General features: G+C 53.8%; 24 protein-coding genes and 1 pseudogene. 15 read left to right on the forward strand and 10 right to left on the reverse strand.

The genetic code is table 11. From position 1 onward, the window contains the following. The first annotated feature begins 41 nt into the window (after window positions 1–41). Window positions 42–620, forward strand: a complete 579-nt coding sequence (locus I8746_RS10210) for a hypothetical protein (RefSeq protein ID WP_221100595.1) — start codon at window positions 42–44, stop codon at window positions 618–620. Window positions 621–847: 227 nt separating this feature from the next. On the opposite strand, the gene I8746_RS10215 is transcribed toward I8746_RS10210, so the two are convergent. After that, complete coding sequence (locus tag I8746_RS10215; RefSeq protein ID WP_221100596.1) at window positions 848–1138, reverse strand: hypothetical protein; 291 nt, start codon at window positions 1136–1138, stop codon at window positions 848–850. A gap of 311 nt (window positions 1139–1449) precedes the next feature. On the opposite strand from I8746_RS10215, the gene I8746_RS10220 reads away from it, so the two are divergent. Next, a complete protein-coding gene (locus I8746_RS10220; protein WP_221100597.1) occupies window positions 1450–2019 on the forward strand; it encodes a hypothetical protein in 570 nt (189 codons plus the stop codon). Window positions 2020–2115: 96 nt separating this feature from the next. Here I8746_RS10220 and I8746_RS10225 read toward each other — a convergent pair whose 3' ends face one another. Then, window positions 2116–2718, reverse strand: a complete 603-nt coding sequence (locus tag I8746_RS10225) for a hypothetical protein (RefSeq protein WP_221100598.1) — start codon at window positions 2716–2718, stop codon at window positions 2116–2118. A 548-nt stretch (window positions 2719–3266) separates the two neighbouring features. Here I8746_RS10225 and I8746_RS10230 point away from each other — a divergent pair. The 5 genes from I8746_RS10230 to I8746_RS10245 all read left to right on the forward strand — a co-directional run bounded on the left by I8746_RS10230 (window position 3267) and on the right by I8746_RS10245 (window position 5618). Then, a complete protein-coding gene (locus I8746_RS10230) occupies window positions 3267–3698 on the forward strand; it encodes an aspartate/glutamate racemase family protein (RefSeq protein ID WP_259674115.1) in 432 nt (143 codons plus the stop codon). Between the two features lie 257 nt (window positions 3699–3955). Further along, window positions 3956–4249: a DUF6555 family protein gene (locus tag I8746_RS10235; protein ID WP_221100599.1), complete on the forward strand. Its 294-nt coding sequence runs from the start codon at window positions 3956–3958 to the stop codon at window positions 4247–4249. Window positions 4250–4459: 210 nt separating this feature from the next. Next, window positions 4460–4684, forward strand: a complete 225-nt coding sequence (locus I8746_RS10240; RefSeq protein ID WP_064615203.1) for a DUF2188 domain-containing protein — start codon at window positions 4460–4462, stop codon at window positions 4682–4684. Continuing rightward, window positions 4681–5103: a DNA methylase gene (locus I8746_RS27530; protein WP_409078007.1), complete on the forward strand. Its 423-nt coding sequence runs from the start codon at window positions 4681–4683 to the stop codon at window positions 5101–5103. The genes I8746_RS10240 and I8746_RS27530 overlap by 4 nt, the downstream gene beginning before the upstream one ends. A gap of 98 nt (window positions 5104–5201) precedes the next feature. Beyond that, window positions 5202–5618 carry a response regulator gene (locus I8746_RS10245; RefSeq protein WP_221100600.1) on the forward strand — a complete coding sequence of 139 codons (417 nt, stop codon included), beginning with the start codon at window positions 5202–5204 and terminating at the stop codon, window positions 5616–5618. Window positions 5619–5630: 12 nt separating this feature from the next. On the opposite strand, the pseudogene I8746_RS10250 reads toward I8746_RS10245, so the two are convergent. After that, window positions 5631–6044: pseudogene (locus I8746_RS10250) on the reverse strand (low affinity iron permease family protein). A 294-nt stretch (window positions 6045–6338) separates the two neighbouring features. Here I8746_RS10250 and I8746_RS10255 point away from each other — a divergent pair. The 5 genes from I8746_RS10255 to I8746_RS10275 all read left to right on the forward strand — a co-directional run bounded on the left by I8746_RS10255 (window position 6339) and on the right by I8746_RS10275 (window position 9230). Further along, entirely contained in the window at window positions 6339–6635 is a 297-nt protein-coding gene (locus I8746_RS10255; protein ID WP_221100601.1) for a hypothetical protein, read from the forward strand. A 520-nt stretch (window positions 6636–7155) separates the two neighbouring features. Then, window positions 7156–8040, forward strand: a complete 885-nt coding sequence (locus I8746_RS10260; protein WP_221100602.1) for a manganese catalase family protein — start codon at window positions 7156–7158, stop codon at window positions 8038–8040. 5 nt (window positions 8041–8045) lie between these two features. After that, the gene (locus tag I8746_RS10265) at window positions 8046–8261 is read left to right on the forward strand and encodes a hypothetical protein (RefSeq protein WP_221100603.1); all 216 of its coding nucleotides are present in this window, start codon (window positions 8046–8048) and stop codon (window positions 8259–8261) included. A gap of 29 nt (window positions 8262–8290) precedes the next feature. Next, window positions 8291–8791 carry a ferritin-like domain-containing protein gene (locus I8746_RS10270; protein WP_221100604.1) on the forward strand — a complete coding sequence of 167 codons (501 nt, stop codon included), beginning with the start codon at window positions 8291–8293 and terminating at the stop codon, window positions 8789–8791. Window positions 8792–8927: 136 nt separating this feature from the next. Next, window positions 8928–9230 carry a hypothetical protein gene (locus tag I8746_RS10275; RefSeq protein WP_221100605.1) on the forward strand — a complete coding sequence of 101 codons (303 nt, stop codon included), beginning with the start codon at window positions 8928–8930 and terminating at the stop codon, window positions 9228–9230. 194 nt (window positions 9231–9424) lie between these two features. Here I8746_RS10275 and I8746_RS10280 read toward each other — a convergent pair whose 3' ends face one another. After that, a complete protein-coding gene (locus tag I8746_RS10280; RefSeq protein ID WP_221100606.1) occupies window positions 9425–9787 on the reverse strand; it encodes a response regulator in 363 nt (120 codons plus the stop codon). A gap of 147 nt (window positions 9788–9934) precedes the next feature. Between I8746_RS10280 and I8746_RS10285 the strand changes: the two genes are divergently transcribed. Next, window positions 9935–11071, forward strand: coding sequence for a sensor histidine kinase (locus tag I8746_RS10285; protein WP_221100607.1), 1137 nt, complete (start codon window positions 9935–9937; stop codon window positions 11069–11071). Here the strand turns inward: I8746_RS10285 and I8746_RS27120 are convergent. The 3 genes from I8746_RS27120 to I8746_RS10295 all read right to left on the reverse strand — a co-directional run bounded on the left by I8746_RS27120 (window position 11057) and on the right by I8746_RS10295 (window position 13721). Next, window positions 11057–11335 (reverse strand): hypothetical protein, encoded by a 279-nt coding sequence (locus I8746_RS27120; RefSeq protein WP_259674116.1) that lies wholly within the window; start codon window positions 11333–11335, stop codon window positions 11057–11059. The genes I8746_RS10285 and I8746_RS27120 overlap by 15 nt on opposite strands. 69 nt (window positions 11336–11404) lie before the next feature. Beyond that, on the reverse strand, window positions 11405–11869 hold the full coding sequence (locus I8746_RS10290; RefSeq protein ID WP_221100608.1) for a hemerythrin domain-containing protein: 465 nt from the start codon (window positions 11867–11869) through the stop codon (window positions 11405–11407). A 97-nt stretch (window positions 11870–11966) separates the two neighbouring features. Further along, window positions 11967–13721 (reverse strand): glycoside hydrolase family 15 protein, encoded by a 1755-nt coding sequence (locus tag I8746_RS10295; protein ID WP_221100683.1) that lies wholly within the window; start codon window positions 13719–13721, stop codon window positions 11967–11969. Between the two features lie 350 nt (window positions 13722–14071). Between I8746_RS10295 and I8746_RS10300 the strand changes: the two genes are divergently transcribed. Next, window positions 14072–14212 carry a hypothetical protein gene (locus I8746_RS10300; RefSeq protein WP_221100609.1) on the forward strand — a complete coding sequence of 47 codons (141 nt, stop codon included), beginning with the start codon at window positions 14072–14074 and terminating at the stop codon, window positions 14210–14212. A gap of 23 nt (window positions 14213–14235) precedes the next feature. On the opposite strand, the gene I8746_RS10305 is transcribed toward I8746_RS10300, so the two are convergent. The 3 genes from I8746_RS10305 to I8746_RS10315 form a co-directional block, all read right to left on the reverse strand. After that, window positions 14236–14679 carry a DUF421 domain-containing protein gene (locus tag I8746_RS10305; protein WP_221100610.1) on the reverse strand — a complete coding sequence of 148 codons (444 nt, stop codon included), beginning with the start codon at window positions 14677–14679 and terminating at the stop codon, window positions 14236–14238. A gap of 10 nt (window positions 14680–14689) precedes the next feature. Continuing rightward, a complete protein-coding gene (locus I8746_RS10310; protein ID WP_186702919.1) occupies window positions 14690–15142 on the reverse strand; it encodes a hypothetical protein in 453 nt (150 codons plus the stop codon). A gap of 65 nt (window positions 15143–15207) precedes the next feature. Then, window positions 15208–15711, reverse strand: coding sequence for a CinA family protein (locus I8746_RS10315; RefSeq protein ID WP_221100611.1), 504 nt, complete (start codon window positions 15709–15711; stop codon window positions 15208–15210). Between the two features lie 175 nt (window positions 15712–15886). Between I8746_RS10315 and I8746_RS10320 the strand changes: the two genes are divergently transcribed. Next, window positions 15887–16051 carry a hypothetical protein gene (locus I8746_RS10320; RefSeq protein WP_221100612.1) on the forward strand — a complete coding sequence of 55 codons (165 nt, stop codon included), beginning with the start codon at window positions 15887–15889 and terminating at the stop codon, window positions 16049–16051. Window positions 16052–16057 lie beyond the last annotated feature (6 nt).

The raw sequence follows: 16057 nt of genomic DNA on the forward strand, positions 1-16057 counted from the left end.
TCTCTGTGCCTGCAATATAGACAGTAAGCAAGGAGCTGTAAGTGATAAAGTTTGAGTATCTTAAGTTCTCGGGACGCCTTGACGACATCAGGGTCTTCCAGAGATTTTCTGATAACGTCCAGGTCATTGTAAAGCTTGATGATGTGCTGATTCCAAATTTTCGGATGCCTACAAAGATATTTGAAGAGCTTGAAAATGGCCGTGACTATGAATTTTATGGCATGGTACAGAATTCAAGAAAAAAAGTTGATAACAAGGGCTTCGTATATGCTGTTAAACCTGCGGGCGGTAGCGTCATCGACGTGCCAAGCTTGAAGTATACTTCACAATTCGGCATTTGGGTCAATGGCGCCATTTATGCATCAGTTGCCTTTTTGCTCGCGTGGGTGGCGTTGTTCTTTACTTTGGACTCGATAGTCGGTGGCTACAATAGCTCTGTGAGTGGTTTTGCACGGTATGCGGGCGATGTAACGCGTTACTCCTTCGTCCTTGCTTGTTTGGTTCAGGCGTTTTTCGTAGGGATTGGAATCAATCTATTCTACAAAACAACTGTATTCGAAACCTGGCAGCCGATTGCACCAGCTGTCCTGGCAGAGCGGTTTAGCAAACTGCACCGCTGACTTTCGCGCGTGCCGCATTCGCGGACGGCTGTCGTGAACCAGGCCTCACGTTCGTGCGGCCTGGCCCTAACGGGCTTCCATCCTTACGCCTCCGGCCCAAGAGGCCTGCGCGCTCCGCTCGCCTGAGAAAACTTTGCAGGATCGAGTCCCTCAATTCGAATGGCCATGATCCTCAGCCCCTATGCCAAAGGCGGTGTTTCCCACATAAACGGGGCATACCGCTATGCCTAAGCGTGTGCAGCGCTCTGCGGCTGATCCCAGCCTTTCACAAACCAACTATCTTCCAGCGGCTCGACCCTGAGCACTTTAACTGTGCAGCATGGGAAAGTGACTTCGTTATGATTGACTTGGTAATTCCTCAGGCGCTCAAATCGCGCTTCGATGTCGCTAATTGTCACGCAGTCAGCATACGCAGGGTTTTCTAAAGGCGACACAATCTGGTGCTCGGGATATCCAATGGTGTCGGGAGTGCCAAGCAGCTTGTGGTCGACCGAAGTGTCGAAGCAGATATACGTCACGAAATATCTCATGGTGCCCCATAGCTCATCAGGAAATTTAAGATATTTTTCGGTGGTTTTAATGATCCGTCAAGGCACGTTTTAAACGGTCTGCTTAGAGCGTACTCATAGATTTCATGTCGGCAAAGCGTTCAGGTTCGTTAGATTGCTAAGCTTTCAGGTTGTTTTGCCGTGATGTTATGCGGGTGATTTAATTCGTTTGATGAGCCGCTGAGGGTGTCAGCGAATAAAGCATAAAATTCTCAAAAAATCACTCAAGGTTTTTCAAAATTAACCGTTTGTATAGTTAAGAGCGAATTTTTGAGATTGTTATGACTGCCAGCAAACCCCGAAATCCCGTGCTTTCATTCAAGGTTTCCACATTTTTCAGTTTTCCAGAGGTACCTGAAGATTACCGTGCTATCGTAAAGATTGAACGCTCGGGCCTCATAAATACGTGGCTGCATGATTTCAGAGTGGCGTATACGCTAACTCAAGCCGTCCAGGTGGCTACAAGCTTGAGTCACGCACTTATACACTTGGCCAAGCAGCGAAGTACCCTGGAGATGAAACGCAAGCTTGATAATCGACTCGCATGTTGGAGCAATCTTGTTGCCCCTTATATACCCAGCCCCCAGCCGGGTGGCGATCAAATGTTTATGAGCGTATCTGGAGATGATTTTATTGCGCACGGGGCGTTCCATGACCCTGATCCGGTAGTCGAATTCGACGATGCCAAAGAAGCTATTTACGATTTATCCATTCTGCTTCAAAACGGAGTGATTACGATGAAATTTGGATGGGTAGCGTGGATACTCAGCCCCGCTGAAGCAGAATGGCTAGCTGAGCAGATATGGACTGCGGCGCTTTTGGCAGCAAAACAAGCGAAAGTCTCGAGCTGACCTGATGCTTCTTCATGCGATCCGAAGGGAGTGTTTTCTCCGGATCGCGTGATGCGAGGTTGGCAGCTTATTACCCCTTGATGGCTCAACGGGCGGTCAAAGGTGGCCCCAATAGGCCGAGACGTATGCCATCTCCGCATTCACCATAGAAAGTAGCTTTGGGTCTGCGTGGCCAGGGCCGGCAAAGAGTTTGCTATTCCTCACATCCAGGATAGCCATGCAGCAACCCTCGGGAGCGTCCGGCCTGAGAGAATGCTCCATCAAGGCTAGCACCACATCGATCCTTAGCTTTTGCAGCTTTTCGTCTTTTAGATACAGCTTAACGAAATGAGGCACTCCATCGACCATCAGGCCCAGTTCGGGTTTAACCGAAATGTCGATGTCTCCCACATGGTAGTTCACAGCATAAGGCGCATGCCATTCGATCTGCTTCCGGCCCCACCACTTTTCGTAGCCTTTGATCGCTCGAGGATAATTACTCAGCTTTTTCTGATCGTTGATGCGGGCAAGGATGGAACCAAGCTCTTTTTTCTCTCCACCTTTTTCATGGACGGCAACGATGCCTTCTCGTAGTGCCTTGTAAAAATCGGTGATCGGGCTATAGGGTGGCCTGTTTTTGATTTCAGAAACCTTGTTGGCTTTCGGCGCTCCAGCTCTAGAAACGACCTCAACCACATCCCCTAGTGTCAGTTTTGGCATAGCTCCCCCAGTGTTGAAAAAAGGCGCTGGCAAGGCAGAGCGCCTGTCTGTGCATACAAAGCTTCAAGGTAGCTCATTGGGAGCTGAGCGGTGCCAGATTCATTGGATGCATACCAGGTGTGCTCAGAGGGCTGGATCGTCTTCGAGTTGTTGTTTCGAGAATGCTTTGTTCGCCACTCGATAATTCTCAGGAGCATGGCGACCCCTTACGATGGCTCGCGCATCCCTGCTGCAACCAAGCGGACAAACGCTTTCAAATGATGGAACGCCCAGTCATGTTGCGACCGACTTGAACTGCCTATTGGTCAGTGCCGGCGTAGGCGACGAGGGAGTCCTCAGGGTGCTAAACAAGGAGAAGGCATGATGGCTAGCATGGGAGGTCAGTACGCATTTTCCTCATCCACGCAACGCCTTTGGCGATTGCTCCGATTAACGAGGCGTTCGCCCGTCTTTGGCCAGAAGCAGAGCTATGCAATCTCCTTGAGGATTCTCTTCCTAGAGATCTGAGTACCGCAGGGCAGCTCACGCAAGCGCTCAAGGAGCGTTTCATGAGTCTTGCGAGCTATGCGCAGTATGCCGGCGGAGATGCAATCCTGTTCACCTGCTCGGCGTTCGGAGAAGCTATAGATCTATGCAAGGGTGCGGTATCTATCCCGGTGCTGAAGCCCAATGAGGCCATGCTGGAGGAGGCGCTTGATCAGGGTGGACGAATTGCGCTCCTAGCGACCTTCGCGCCATCAATCGATTCTATTACAGAGGAAATCATGGCGGCGGCGGAGCTCCGGCAAATGACGGTCAATGTCCAGTCCGCCTTGGCGTCCGAAGCTATGGCAGCGCTGCAGGCGCTCGATACGGCGAGGCATGATCGACTGGTGAGTGAAATGATTGGCTCGGTAGCCGATGCTGATGTGATCTGCTTTGCTCAGTTCTCCATGACGACCGCAGCGCCTGCATGGCACTTACCGATAGGCCTGTGCTGACGACCCCGGACAGCGCCGTCAGAAAGCTTCGGTATGTTTTGGGAGAGCATGTCTAGGTTACCTACGCTTTTCGAACGGCAGAAAATCTCTGATCTTTCAACGCTTTTCCAACGCCTACGTGTGAGCAGCCCCGACAGGTATGTTTAATCCAGATGCTGATTGACCTCAGCTGAAGCGTGAATTGCCGCTTGGTCTTTCCGACTGAATTTTTCTCCCATGAGGTACCTCAATAGCGCATGACCTAGGGAGGGATTCTTGTGCCAGCACTTCCACTGTACGTGATCGAATACGAACTGCACGGCAATCACCGGACATTCATTATTCGCCTAGAAAAAATGGACAACGCTGTCGCCTGGCATTGGGCCAGTTGTGACGCCGGCGTTGGCATCATCCCCCGATTCAGTCAGCAGAAAATCAAGCTGGTTAGCCGTCCCGTCGCCGAGCGATACGGCATTGCCCAAGTGAAATGGCGGGTGGCTGGCCAAGGCCCTGAGTTCGTTCCTCAACCTATTGATGTCGGGAAATTCTCGAGGCCTTCTGAAGGCGCTTAGTGATGGACACCGATCCATTTGCTTGGAGGTTTAGCCATGCAACCGAAGACCGAGGGCACCGAAGAGAAGGGGCCAAGCGACGTCCCTTCATCAATGATCCGGAAAAGCCTACTTCCCCACCCTTGAATGACGCTGACGCCACAGATGCAGCGGAAGCTGATGAAGATATCCAGGACGACGGCCAGTCAATTTAGCTAGGAGGGGAAGACTATGGATAACTACCACCTAAGCCCGACCTCGGATGGATGGGAGTTGAAGAAAGCCGGTGCTGACCGGGCATCGAAACGAGCTGCGACGAAGCAGGAACTGGTCAGTATGCTGCCGGATTTCTTTGAAGGCAAAACGGCCTCTGTGAAGATTCACAAAGCAGATGGCACGATTGAAGAGGAGCGCACCTACCCCCGCTCAGCTGACCCACGTCGAACCAAGGGGTGAGCACTGTCACAGCTCGTGATCTCGGGATTGATGTCACGAGCGCCGACGGTTTGTTCAGGTGGTTGCTCGCCAGTTTCCTGATGGGAAAGCGGATTCGCTCAAGCGTCGCAGTGCAGACTTATCGAGTACTGGTCGACCAACAAGCTGCGGATACACCGGGTAGGCTCGCTCGCTGCTCGCATTCGACACTCGTCCGTTTGCTCGGCCAGGGAGGTTACGCCCGTTACGATCAGTCGACTGCCCGCCGTCTCCATGCGCTAGGCTGCACCCTGGCTTCAAAGTGGGAGGGCCAACTTCAGGACATGCAAGCTGGTTTTCTCAGTAGCGACGATTTCAAGCGCTGGCTGCTGAGCTTCGAAGGCGTGGGCCCTAAGACATTCGAGATATTCATGCGAGAATTTTCTGAACACCATCATTAAGCCCTGTCCGGCGATTGGGCTTGGCCCTTGGCCGCCATCGACGTGCAAACAAGGGAGTGAAACACTCAAAAAATTCCGCTACGGACATGGAGTGCTTGATGAAACTCGACGTTGAGGGTTTATCCCTGTCAGGGAAGACGATCTTAGTGGTGGAGGATGATGAAACCCTGAGAACGCTCCTAGTCGATATTCTGGTGGAGTTGGGAGCTGACTACGCTGCATTCGACAATGCCGAAGATGCTTTGATTCACTTGTTGGACACCGGATGTGACTGCACCCTGATGGTAGTAGATCACGGTGTTCCTGGGAGTATAAAGGGTATGGAGCTCATCTCTCTGGCCCATGAAAAATGGCCTGGGTTACCGGCCATCCTGACATCCGGTTACCAATTGGACGCGTCTGAGGTAACCCCGCCCGTGACGTATCTCTTCAAGCCTTGGTCGATCGCTGAACTCTCGATTGCAATAAAGCATGCCCTCGATGGCCAGACCCAATACCCCGCAAGTCCACCGTGAGCGAACGCTCTGTTAGCGCTTGAAATCGTTGACCAATGCTCCATCCTCCAACGTCTCATCTGTTGTTTTCGGGCTCTCACATTGGGAGCTCATGGCCCGATATTCCTTTCTCAGCTCGCGGATCTGTTTGTTGTCCAGCGCTTCAAGATTCAGCACGGAACGCTCTGCTGACGTCGTCGCCCTGATGAGCTCATCCAGCTTCTCATAGATGATGTCGTTATCACGATTCTGGGTGTTCTGGATGAGGAAAACCATCAAGAAGGTGATGATGGTGGTCGAAGTGTTGATGATTAGCTGCCAGGTGTCATTGTAGTGGAACCAGGGGCCTGAAGCTGCCTACATCGCGATCAGGATTACTGCAACGAGGAATGTTCGGGGCTTACCGGAGTGATCTGCAAGCCGTTGACAGAACTGTGCGAATTTCATGGTGGTCTCCAATGTCGTCCAGATCTCTGACCGCAACGGAGTGGGGAAATCTTTTTTTACATTTTGGATCCCACGTCCGGTTCAAAGCCTCCCATGATGCGCCGACTTTTTCCGTCGGGTAAGCATTTAACACGGCAATTTTGCCCTGCGCTGCGCATACGGCAGGGCTGCTGCTGACGTGTCTATCATCGCCGGGCTTGCCGATGGCAAAACCCAGCAGAGCCGTTAAACCTCCTCTGCTGAACCTCTGATGGTCTAGGCACTCAACCAATCATCTGTTCGCGAGGTTGACCAATGAGAATTCTTGACGACTTCCCTTCCGAATCACAACTGCTAAAGCTAAATGCGCTAGCGAATTGGCATCATCAGTTAGAGAATCATCAGCTGCGCATGGACTCTCCGGATGATTATCACGATGAACTCACCCGGCAGGCTGATGAAATGGATCGCGTAGGGATTATTTCCTGGCAGGAATGGCGGGAGCTACGCTTGGTGGCACATGCAGCTTACCTGAAAGCGGTTGCTGGGGCAGATTATCCGTCCCATCACCGGTTCATTGAAATTAGGGAAAGCAAAGAATCCACAGCCTGATTCGCTACAATTTCGCTCCAATCCCTCCAAATATGATCCGAGGGTTTTCGAGAGAAAAGAGCGCCACAGTATTACATGCCGGTTCGATGACCGCTATTTACCCGCTCGCCCGTCATCAGAGCCGCTCAATAAACAGGCGAAGTAAGTTTCCCAGTGAAAGAGATTGCACTGAAGCTTGATGTTTAACTAACGGCCCTCTGGCGGACTGATTGCTCAAGCCACGACCCTGATGTGCTGGCTTAATTAGTGTGCTCCGATTGTTGGAAAAAGGAGTTGACTGCTCAGTTTTGTTTAGAAGTTATGATTAAATTGATCTAGTGTTCGAATGCGGTGATGAATCGTTGATTCTTGTGCGCCAAATTACACGACCCCGTTCGTTATGAAATTTAATCTACAGTGATTGTTCCGCTCGTCTGCTTTTCGGGTTTTCGTCCGCACATTCGCTTCACGTATTAGCTCCCATGATAACGCACGGCAAATAATCGTATTTGCGGCGCTGTATTTGCCGTGGAGGCATAATATGTTCATTCATAACAAACGTTTACAGTATACGGTGCGCGTTGCCCAGCCTAATCCTGGTCTGGCCAATTTACTGCTGGAGCAATTTGGTGGCGCGCAAGGGGAGTTGGCAGCAGCGAGCCGATATTTCACCCAGGCGCTGGCGGAGGACGATGCTGGCCGTAAAGACCTGCTCATGGACATTGCAACGGAGGAACTGAGCCATCTGGAGATCGTGGGCTCGATTATCGTCATGCTCAACAAAGGGGCCAAAGGACGGCTGGCAGAAGGAGTTGAGGAGGAGGGAGAGCTTTACCGTGCCATCAACGGCGCCGGTAATGACTCGCATATCACCAGCATACTATACGGGGCCGGTGCACCCCTGACCAACTCTGCCGGCGTGCCTTGGAGTGCCGCATATGTCGACTCCATCGGTGAGCCGACTGCAGATTTCCGCTCGAACATCGCCGCGGAAGCGCGGGCCAAAATCGTCTACGAGCGGTTGATGAACGTGACAGATGATCCAGGGGTCAGGGAAGCGCTGGGCTTCTTGATGACACGTGAAATCGCTCACCAGCTCTCATTCGAAAAAGCACTGCACGCCATCCAGCCCAATTTCCCCCAAGGCAAGCTCCCGGGCATCCCAGAGTTCACCAACAAGTATTTCAACATGTCGGGTGAGCCTAATGTGCGTGGCCCTTGGAACGAAGGCAGCGAGTGGGACTACGTCGAGGATCCCGCCCCAGCGGTGGACGGTGGGGATGGCAGCGCTTCGGTAACTCTCTCCGAAATGGAGTTTGAAGCGATTGAGGCCATGAAATTGCGCACGACCTCTCAGCCGGACAGTAATCCGATTACCGGCGCTGACCTAGGGTCGGGATTGGTGCAGGGGCGCGACAGCGAGTAGTTCAGATGCGTACACCAAAACAGGCCGGTCAGGCCATGAAAGACAAGGGCGCTGAGCTTGCAATGCGCAGGGCCTTGATGGAGTTTGAAATGGACTCGCGCCTGGCGTGCAGGGCATTGCGAATCCGCATGGCCATGGCGGTCTTCGGCGTAGGGACACTGCTTCCAAACGATCTGCCCGAGCCGCCACGCCTACCAGATACCCACGGAAAGCATTCATAACCGATAGTAGTTATTCTGAGGAAATACTCATGCCTGCACGTAAAAGCGTTGAAGATTTGTTCATTCACGAGCTGTCGGATATGTATAGCGCCGAGAAGCAGATCACCAAGGCCCTGCCGCGTTTGGCGCGCGCCTCCACCAATCCACTACTTGCTGAAGCCTTCCTTTCTCACCTGGAGGAAACGCAGGGTCAGATCGAGCGAATTGACCAGCTGGTTGAGATTGCAGGCTTGAAGCTCAAGAGAATGAAGTGCGTCGCCATGGAGGGCCTGATTGAGGAGAGCAAGGAACTCCTGGACGAAATTGAAAAGGGTGCTGTATTAGATGCTGCACTCATTGGTGCTGCACAGAAGGTTGAGCATTACGAAATCGCTGCCTATGGCACGCTTATCGCGATGGCTAAACACCTGCGAATGAAGGAGGCGGCTCAGCTGCTGGCGGACACACTGGTGGAAGAAAAATCTGCCGATGAGAAGCTTTCAGCGATTGCCGAAGAAGGGGGGAATCAGGCGGCTACTCTAGACAAGTAAGTCGCAGGGTGGGAAAGCTCAGCGCATTTTGCTGGGCTTTTTTCCTAGAAAATAGGCCGTCGGTCTCGAACTCTTTAATTGCTCACCCGGCTTTGCGTATCTGCAGTAGGATGGTTTATAGAGTAGGAGAGGTATTATGACGCTCGATGATCTGCCTGCAAATGCACCGCCAATACACCCTAGTAGTTCTCGCGATATCGAAATCTTACGCGCTATTTTTGTCGATTCGATAGCCTATGACAAAATTATACATCCAGAGGTAATTGGTCAGGCACTCGTTTCGGGCTTGACTGACTGGATTGATAATCGCCCTGGTGCAGCGAGGCGCTTAATAGCAACAATTGTTGAATTGGAGCGATGCGGAGCACTTACCTCGGAAAAGAAAGCGTTCTTTATTCATCAAATTGGTATTTATGAAAATACGCGAGCGTTGAGTTGAACGCAAAAAAAAGGCCCGCCTTAGCGGGCCAAACCTGATGTGGAGAGCCATTCCGACCCTTCATATTTGAGACATTCATCTTCTCTCATTCATTAATTTTATTTGTCTGATTATTGATGAAAATAATCGATCCATGAATTGGAAGCGCATTTGTGCAGCATGCTTTCATACGACGTAGTTTTTCTGGTTGAGCATCAGCGGAGTGCGAGCAGCTCAAGCATCGTTCGGTTGAGCGTCTCAAATGTGCAAGGTTTAGCAATGAACCGCCCATTGGCTGGTAAAAAGCCAGAAGGTAGAACCGTATTGCCGGACACGATTATAATCGGCAATTCAGGGCTCGTTGACCAGATAGCTTTAGCTAAACCGATACCATCACATTGTCCTGGCATAATAACGTCGGTTATCACTAAATCAAATGAATCATCAACTTGCAGCTTCAGCAAAGCTGCATCAGCGCTGATGCACCCGGTCGCTTCATACCCTAGATGCGTGATGGCTTCCGCCATCAGCCACCTCAGCACATCGTCATCCTCGACGATCAGCACGCGACTCGCCATAGTATCTACTCCTGACTGTTCTCATTAGGTGTGGCTTATAGCGAGTCGTTGCAAAAGACAGACAGAAGGTTCACAACCTGTTGCTATGCCGGCTTACGGCTTGGGCTAATCTGGAGGGATGTCTAACCGGCGAGCATCAAGACTGCTATGCGACTGCACGATTTCATCGAAAACAGCATGGAGCGTATTCTCCAGGCGTGGGAAGACTTTGCCCGATCGGTTGAGACTAAACAGCCGGATCTCGATGCAACCGGGCTGAGGAATCATGCAGAGAAGATTCTTCGAACGATCGCCGCCGATTTGCGCAGAGAGCAGACTACACGGGAACAAGCTGAAAAGGCCCAGGGCCGGGGCCCCTTAAATACCAGTGAGACTGCTGCCCAGACGCATGCATTGACGCGCTTGGTTGCCGGTTTCTCCCTGGATCAGATGGTCTCAGAGTACCGAGCGCTGCGCTCCAGCGTTCTCTCGCACTGGCTTGCGCAAGAGGTGTTTGAAGAGGAACACCATGTTCGAGATATGATCCGCTTCAACGAAGCGATAGACCAAGCCCTCGTAGAATCAATCGCAGCCTACGGATCCGCCCTGGAATCAACCCGTAAGATGTTGCTCGCTGTGCTGAGCCATGATCTGCGCTCCCCTTTGGGAGCGGTGCTAATGGCAGGCGGCTTGATCCTCCGCCAAGAAGGCTTGGATGAGAAAGGGAGGGTGCTGGCAGCCCAGGTCTGTACGAGCGCACAACGCGCCAACAATATGGTGAACGATCTGCTTGATCTTGCTCGATGCAACATCGGCACCGGCATTCCAGTACAGTTAGAGCCAGCTGAACTGAATGCGATCTGTCACTCGGTTATCGAGGAGCTGCGCACTGCCTTCCCCGACGCCAGGATTGTTTTAAGTGAACAGGCGGTCATCACAGGGCTATTTGACCCCGCACGGATGGCCCAAGTCTTTTCGAATTTGATTAGAAACGCTATCTGCCATGGTGATCCAGCCCTTCCGATCCATGTGAAGGTCTTTGACCATGAAGGTGACCCGTGCGTCAGTGTCCATAATTGGGGAGAGGTCATTCCCCCTGAGGCCATGCCACATCTCTTCAAGCCGGAAGGTCGTTACTCGAGTTACGCGGCGGGTGATAGGGGGGGGGCAGCAGGCCTGGGCCTAGGGTTGTTCATCGCGGCGGAGATAGTGGCCAGCCATGGGGGCAAAATCCAGGTCAGCTCATCTGGCGAGGATGGAACCGTATTCGAGGTAATCATGCTTCATGCATCATCGGCCCCCTGAGTTCCCGTCGTATAGGCTACCCATCTCTTTGGATATGCTGTTCTTCCTCCAGCCCCTCAAATTCATGAGGAAAAGTGCTACCTGCAGCACAATCAGTGCCCAAGCTTCAGCCTGCCAGCCCCACACTGACCACAGCAGGTTGCTGGCGATGAAGCAGCAGAAACCCACCATGCGTCGTCTAGGACGGTGCGAACCGATACACCAGGCTGCCAATACCGTGACCGCCATGGCAGGCCACTCCAGCAATTCAATCCAGTTCTCCATCAGCCCCTGTTCCAATCGCCAATTCTTGACGCAATTGCCAGATCGCTGATCCGGCAACGCGGGTTTGATTCAAGCGGCACGCTGCTCGCTCTTCAGCACTTTTTTGTGGGTCTCCATGGCTTGTCCCAGCGCCTCCAATTGATCTTTACCGAGCAGCTTCTTCGCGGTGGGGAAGAGCTCACCTTCCTCTTCCTCGATGTGATGCTCAAGCAGCTCCTTCATCACCTTCACCCGACCGGCGAATTCGAGCGTTCCTGTTTTGGTATGAAGCAGGTCAGGGAGTACCAGTGAGTCCACTGTGCGGTGTTCTTCTTTGGCCTCGTAATACATCTTGGCCTCCTCTTTACCACCGGCTTCCTTGATCGCTGGATAGAGAATGTCCTCTTCCAACGCGGTATGGATTTGCAGCTCCTGTTCGATGCGGTGCAGCAATTCAGCGCGTTTTTTAACGGCACGTTCAGTGGTCGATGAGAGTTCTTCCAGCAGTTTCTTGACCACTTTATGGTCTTGAATCAGCAGATCGATAGCATTCATGGAGGCACCTCGTCATGGGTGGATAAATACTGACTTCCTAGGAGTTGAGTGGCCGACAACGGCAGGGTTCAATGATGATGCGTAGGGCCGATCTGTTTTAGCGCTCTGGCCCTTGCCCCCCTATAGCCAGTGCGGCGCGCAATGCCGCGAGATGGGTCAAGCCCTGCGGCAGATTGCCAAGAAACTGGCCGGTGACTGGATCAACCATTTCGGAGTAAATGCCGACGCCGTGATCAAGGCCGTTTACCGCACGGTGGAAGGCGTCTTCAGCGCGGTCGCATTGACCTATCAATGCCCAAGCTTCGATGAGCCAGAAAGTACAGGCCAGGAAGCAACCTTCCTCTTCACTGGCCTGACTGAATCGGTAGTGAAAGGGCCCTGTCCCCAGTTCCGTCTGTATGGCTTCCAGTGTGCTATGCAAGCGTGGCACTGAGGGGTAGCCGAAACGCACTGCGAGTGCGATGGACGCGTCCAGGCGGTCGCTGCCCGCATAGAACACGTAGGCTTGGCGTTTCTCGTTCCAGCAATGTTCCTCTACCCACGCCTGGATACGCTGACGCTCCCGGTGCCACCGTTCACGGCAGGTGGTCGGCAGGTGGCCGCCATCTGCCAACTCTATGGCCCGACTCAGCGCCTGCCAGCAGCTGATCTTGGACAAGGTGTAATGCCGTTTCTCGTGTAGCTCCCAGATACCGGCGTCGGCCTGCCTCCAGCTGTCGGCGCATTGATCGGCCAGCCCAGAGAGGATCATCGCGCTGGTCGCATCGAGGATATTGCCGCTGTCGATAAAGCAGCGGGCGGTCTCGAATATGTCGCCGAATACTCCATGCTGGAGCTGGTCGCGAGCGTCGTTACCCACCACCGGTGGCGAGTTTTTGTAACCCGGCAGGTCTACCGGGTGGGTGCACTCTCCGATTGCACCGTCGAGTGTATAAAACACACGTGGGCCATGTTCACCTAGCCGATTCAGCAGCCAGGTGAAGGCTGCCTTGGCCTCAGGCTGCGCGCCGATAGCGAGGAAGGCTTCGATGGTATAGCCGGCATCCCGGATCCAGGCGAAGCGGTAATCGAAGTTCTTGTTCCCGCCTATTCGCTCAGGCAGTGACGAGGTGCCTGCCGCCATGATCGCGCCGCTCGGTGAGGACAGCAGAAGCTTCAATGCCAGCGCATTGCGGACAACCAGCGATTTGAACGGGCCGTCGTAGATCAGGCCTTTCGACCATTGCTGCCACTCACGGTGGGAGCCATCGATACGTTCGTCGATGAGTTCGAGCGGGGGAAGCACCAACGGCTCATCCCGTCCCGCGACGATAGCCAGTACGGTTCTTTGTCCTTGGCCAACGCTGACGAATGCCCTGACGCCCATATCGTCCTTGCGATCAATACGCACCTGGGCGTCGTGGATGAACATACCGAGTATGTGTCCGGCATGGAAAACGCAGCCGTTGTCGTTCGGTGCAAGGTAGGGGCTGACGGTGTCGGCTTGGGTGCCAAAGTCGATGGCGATGTTGAAATCGACTTGCCCTTCGATACCCTCAATGCGTCTGGCGAGTTCTGCCCATGGCAAACGGCCCGCTGGCCCGCTGTTGAGTGACTCGGTCAGCCGGGCCCGGCCACTGGGCGTGACGAACAGTGTCTCCAGTACATTACTGTCTGGAAGGTAACGGCGTTCTGCGCGGTAGTTTTCGCAAGGCGTAATGGAAAAGAACCCACCTGAATGGGGCGCGAGTAATCGGTCGAACAGCGGAGGCGAATCCATATGGGGGACACACCACCAGTCGATGGATCCATCCAGGCCAATCAAGGCTACAGAGCGCCCATCGCCGAGCGCTCCGTACTCCTCCAGCAACAACCAGCCGCCTTCATCCCGCTGAGGCTCCCCGTGTTGCCATCCATCGACCGATGTAATTTCCACGCGACGCATCCGAGGTAGGTTGTCCTGTTCGGACATAGCCGTCGAATGCAGAGTTCGTCTCAGTTTCCAGCTCGCGCGCTTTTCACGGATTCACAATAAAGGGAATTTCAAATGGCCATCGAAATCTCAATAGCGTCACAGGCGCCAGTCGCCTGACTTCAACCCTCCTACTAACAACAGCAAAAGGAGGCTTCATGACTTGTCTGATTTGCGCCGGAAATGCTGAGTCCGTTGAATGTGTTGCGGGTTGGGAGGAGCGCCATTGCTCGCAGTGCGGGAGCTATCGCATGTCCCAAACGCTCGTTCTGGTGATGATGGAAGAGGGGCAAATCTTCGACACCCTACGGATGCGGGAGTGGCTCTCTACCCGTCGCGGTTGTGTGTCCATCCCCGCTATCGAACCTCATCATGCCATCCTCGTCACTTAATCAGCGCGGGCAGAAGGGCGTCGTCACTCGTCGGGTATGATCGAGATCTTTCCATTGCGCTCGACGATGGCAAATTTGATCTGCTCTACTTTTTCGAGCCCTTGGCTGTCCCGGGCCGATTCGAGGATGTCGTCTTCCGTGAGCCGAACTCTACGCATGCGATGGTAAAGAAATCGGCCATGCTCGACGACTAGCGTTGCGTGGCCGTCCAGCAGCCGCGCCAAGGGCTTGGAATTAAGTTTTGCGAGCGACAGCCCGACATCCAGCACTATCAGCGTCGCAATGACCAACATGGCGTTGGTGAAGGAAAAGTCATCGCCCAGCAAAGCCTGCTGGGTCGCTTCGCCGATGATCAGTAACAGGACGAAGTCAAAGGTGGTCAGGTCGGCCAGTGAGCGTCTGCCGGCGACGCGAAACAACAGCATCAATGCGACGTACATGCCGGCTGCGCGGAGGATCGAATCCATCACTCGCTCCTCAAGGGAATAGGAAAGTGGTGAAGTGGACAGCGCTGGATGGGCCTGCACGCACGATACCTTCAAGGGTGCCCACATACTCGCTGCGCACGGTGAGGTAGAGCGTGGCAATACCATCCTCGCTGGTACCCAGTTGCAGCAGAATGGCCTTGCCCTGTGAGAGCGAGGCTTGTGGTTGGGGTTGCAGGGTTTCGATACTGGCTTCGCGCAGTAGTGAACCATCGAGTAGCACCATGATGGGTTCTCGGGCGCTACCGCGAACCGTGATGCGCAGGGAGTCAGTCGTGCCGCTACGGCTGAGGCGTTGATACTCGACATGCAAACGGCCATCTGCGCTTGTGACCTGGGCATTGCTGAGCGGGCCGTTGCCGAAGACGCCGGCCAACCCAAGTAAGACAATGACCACCAGCACGTACCAACCCACGCGTTCGAAGCGCCAAACGCGCTGTTGCATGGCCATGTCTTCCTGGACAGGGTGCTGTCTGGACACCAGTTCATCATCCGTCACATTTTTAGCCCTCAGGCGCGCTCCCCACGTAGCCAGCGCTCGTGATAATGGATCAGGCGGGTGAGCCCATAGACGGCGCCGTCATGCATGACCTGCGCTCGCTCACCCAAAAAACGCTGGGTTCGGGTAAACACGGCAATCGGCTCGCCGGCGAACGCCCACGCGAAGCACAGCGTGCCGGGTAAAACCCCGGATGCTGGGCCAGGCCCGGCTACACCGGTCGTTGCAATAACGACGTTGGCATCGCTGTCCTTCAATGCCCCTAGCGCCATTTCCCAGGCAACTGGCTCGCTGGTCAGCCCGTACCGTTCGATGGTTTCCGGACTTACCCCTAGCAGACGCTTCTTGGCGGTAGGCGAATACACGACATAGCCGCTTTCCAGTACCTCGCCAGTACCAGGGAAGGCCGCCAGCAAAGCGACCATGCAGCCTGCTGTACATGACTCGGCAGTGGTGAGTACCAGGTGGTGGTCTTTGAGATAGCCGAGCACGGCCAGTACGGGGTCACTTGCCATCTTGGTGTCGACTCGTTGTTCTTTTGCGGTGGACGTATCCGTCAGGTAAATGGTTCACCGGTTTAGCGTAGGTTCGCTTGGTTTCTTAACCTGAACTTTAATGCTCGTGCTGCCATCACTGTAGGGAACACGGAGCCATGCTCCGAACCGCTATTTGATAAGGGTAGGGTAGGCCATGAAAAAGCACACCGACGCCGGGCATAAACCGCAGGCCCCGTCAAAAACTCAGGGTGAAGAAGAACGCGACAACGATGCGCATCGACCGGATGGCTCGTCAGGCACTGATCATGACTCGACCGCGCAGAAAACAGCGCGGCATGAAGGGGAGAAGAAGCACTGAGGCCAG

The sequence above is a fragment of the Pseudomonas sp. USTB-Z genome, from assembly GCF_019691255.1.
In the GTDB taxonomy this organism is placed as follows: Bacteria; Pseudomonadota; Gammaproteobacteria; order Pseudomonadales; family Pseudomonadaceae; genus Aquipseudomonas; species Aquipseudomonas alloputida.

Bases quoted from the DNA above. Each gene is read 5' to 3' on its own strand.
- I8746_RS10220 (WP_221100597.1), top strand. From the start codon at position 1,450: ATGACTGCCAGCAAACCCCGAAATCCCGTGCTTTCATTCAAGGTTTCC.
- I8746_RS10225 (WP_221100598.1), bottom strand. From the start codon at position 2,718: ATGCCAAAACTGACACTAGGGGATGTGGTTGAGGTCGTTTCTAGAGCT.
- I8746_RS10230 (WP_259674115.1), top strand. From the start codon at position 3,267: ATGAGTCTTGCGAGCTATGCGCAGTATGCCGGCGGAGATGCAATCCTG.
- I8746_RS10240 (WP_064615203.1), top strand. From the start codon at position 4,460: ATGGATAACTACCACCTAAGCCCGACCTCGGATGGATGGGAGTTGAAG.
- I8746_RS10245 (WP_221100600.1), top strand. From the start codon at position 5,202: ATGAAACTCGACGTTGAGGGTTTATCCCTGTCAGGGAAGACGATCTTA.
- I8746_RS10255 (WP_221100601.1), top strand. From the start codon at position 6,339: ATGAGAATTCTTGACGACTTCCCTTCCGAATCACAACTGCTAAAGCTA.
- I8746_RS10260 (WP_221100602.1), top strand. From the start codon at position 7,156: ATGTTCATTCATAACAAACGTTTACAGTATACGGTGCGCGTTGCCCAG.
- I8746_RS10265 (WP_221100603.1), top strand. From the start codon at position 8,046: ATGCGTACACCAAAACAGGCCGGTCAGGCCATGAAAGACAAGGGCGCT.
- I8746_RS10270 (WP_221100604.1), top strand. From the start codon at position 8,291: ATGCCTGCACGTAAAAGCGTTGAAGATTTGTTCATTCACGAGCTGTCG.
- I8746_RS10275 (WP_221100605.1), top strand. From the start codon at position 8,928: ATGACGCTCGATGATCTGCCTGCAAATGCACCGCCAATACACCCTAGT.
- I8746_RS10280 (WP_221100606.1), bottom strand. From the start codon at position 9,787: ATGGCGAGTCGCGTGCTGATCGTCGAGGATGACGATGTGCTGAGGTGG.
- I8746_RS10285 (WP_221100607.1), top strand. From the start codon at position 9,935: ATGCGACTGCACGATTTCATCGAAAACAGCATGGAGCGTATTCTCCAG.
- I8746_RS27120 (WP_259674116.1), bottom strand. From the start codon at position 11,335: ATGGAGAACTGGATTGAATTGCTGGAGTGGCCTGCCATGGCGGTCACG.
- I8746_RS10290 (WP_221100608.1), bottom strand. From the start codon at position 11,869: ATGAATGCTATCGATCTGCTGATTCAAGACCATAAAGTGGTCAAGAAA.
- I8746_RS10300 (WP_221100609.1), top strand. From the start codon at position 14,072: ATGTCCCAAACGCTCGTTCTGGTGATGATGGAAGAGGGGCAAATCTTC.
- I8746_RS10305 (WP_221100610.1), bottom strand. From the start codon at position 14,679: ATGGATTCGATCCTCCGCGCAGCCGGCATGTACGTCGCATTGATGCTG.
- I8746_RS10310 (WP_186702919.1), bottom strand. From the start codon at position 15,142: ATGCAACAGCGCGTTTGGCGCTTCGAACGCGTGGGTTGGTACGTGCTG.
- I8746_RS10315 (WP_221100611.1), bottom strand. From the start codon at position 15,711: ATGGCAAGTGACCCCGTACTGGCCGTGCTCGGCTATCTCAAAGACCAC.
- I8746_RS10320 (WP_221100612.1), top strand. From the start codon at position 15,887: ATGAAAAAGCACACCGACGCCGGGCATAAACCGCAGGCCCCGTCAAAA.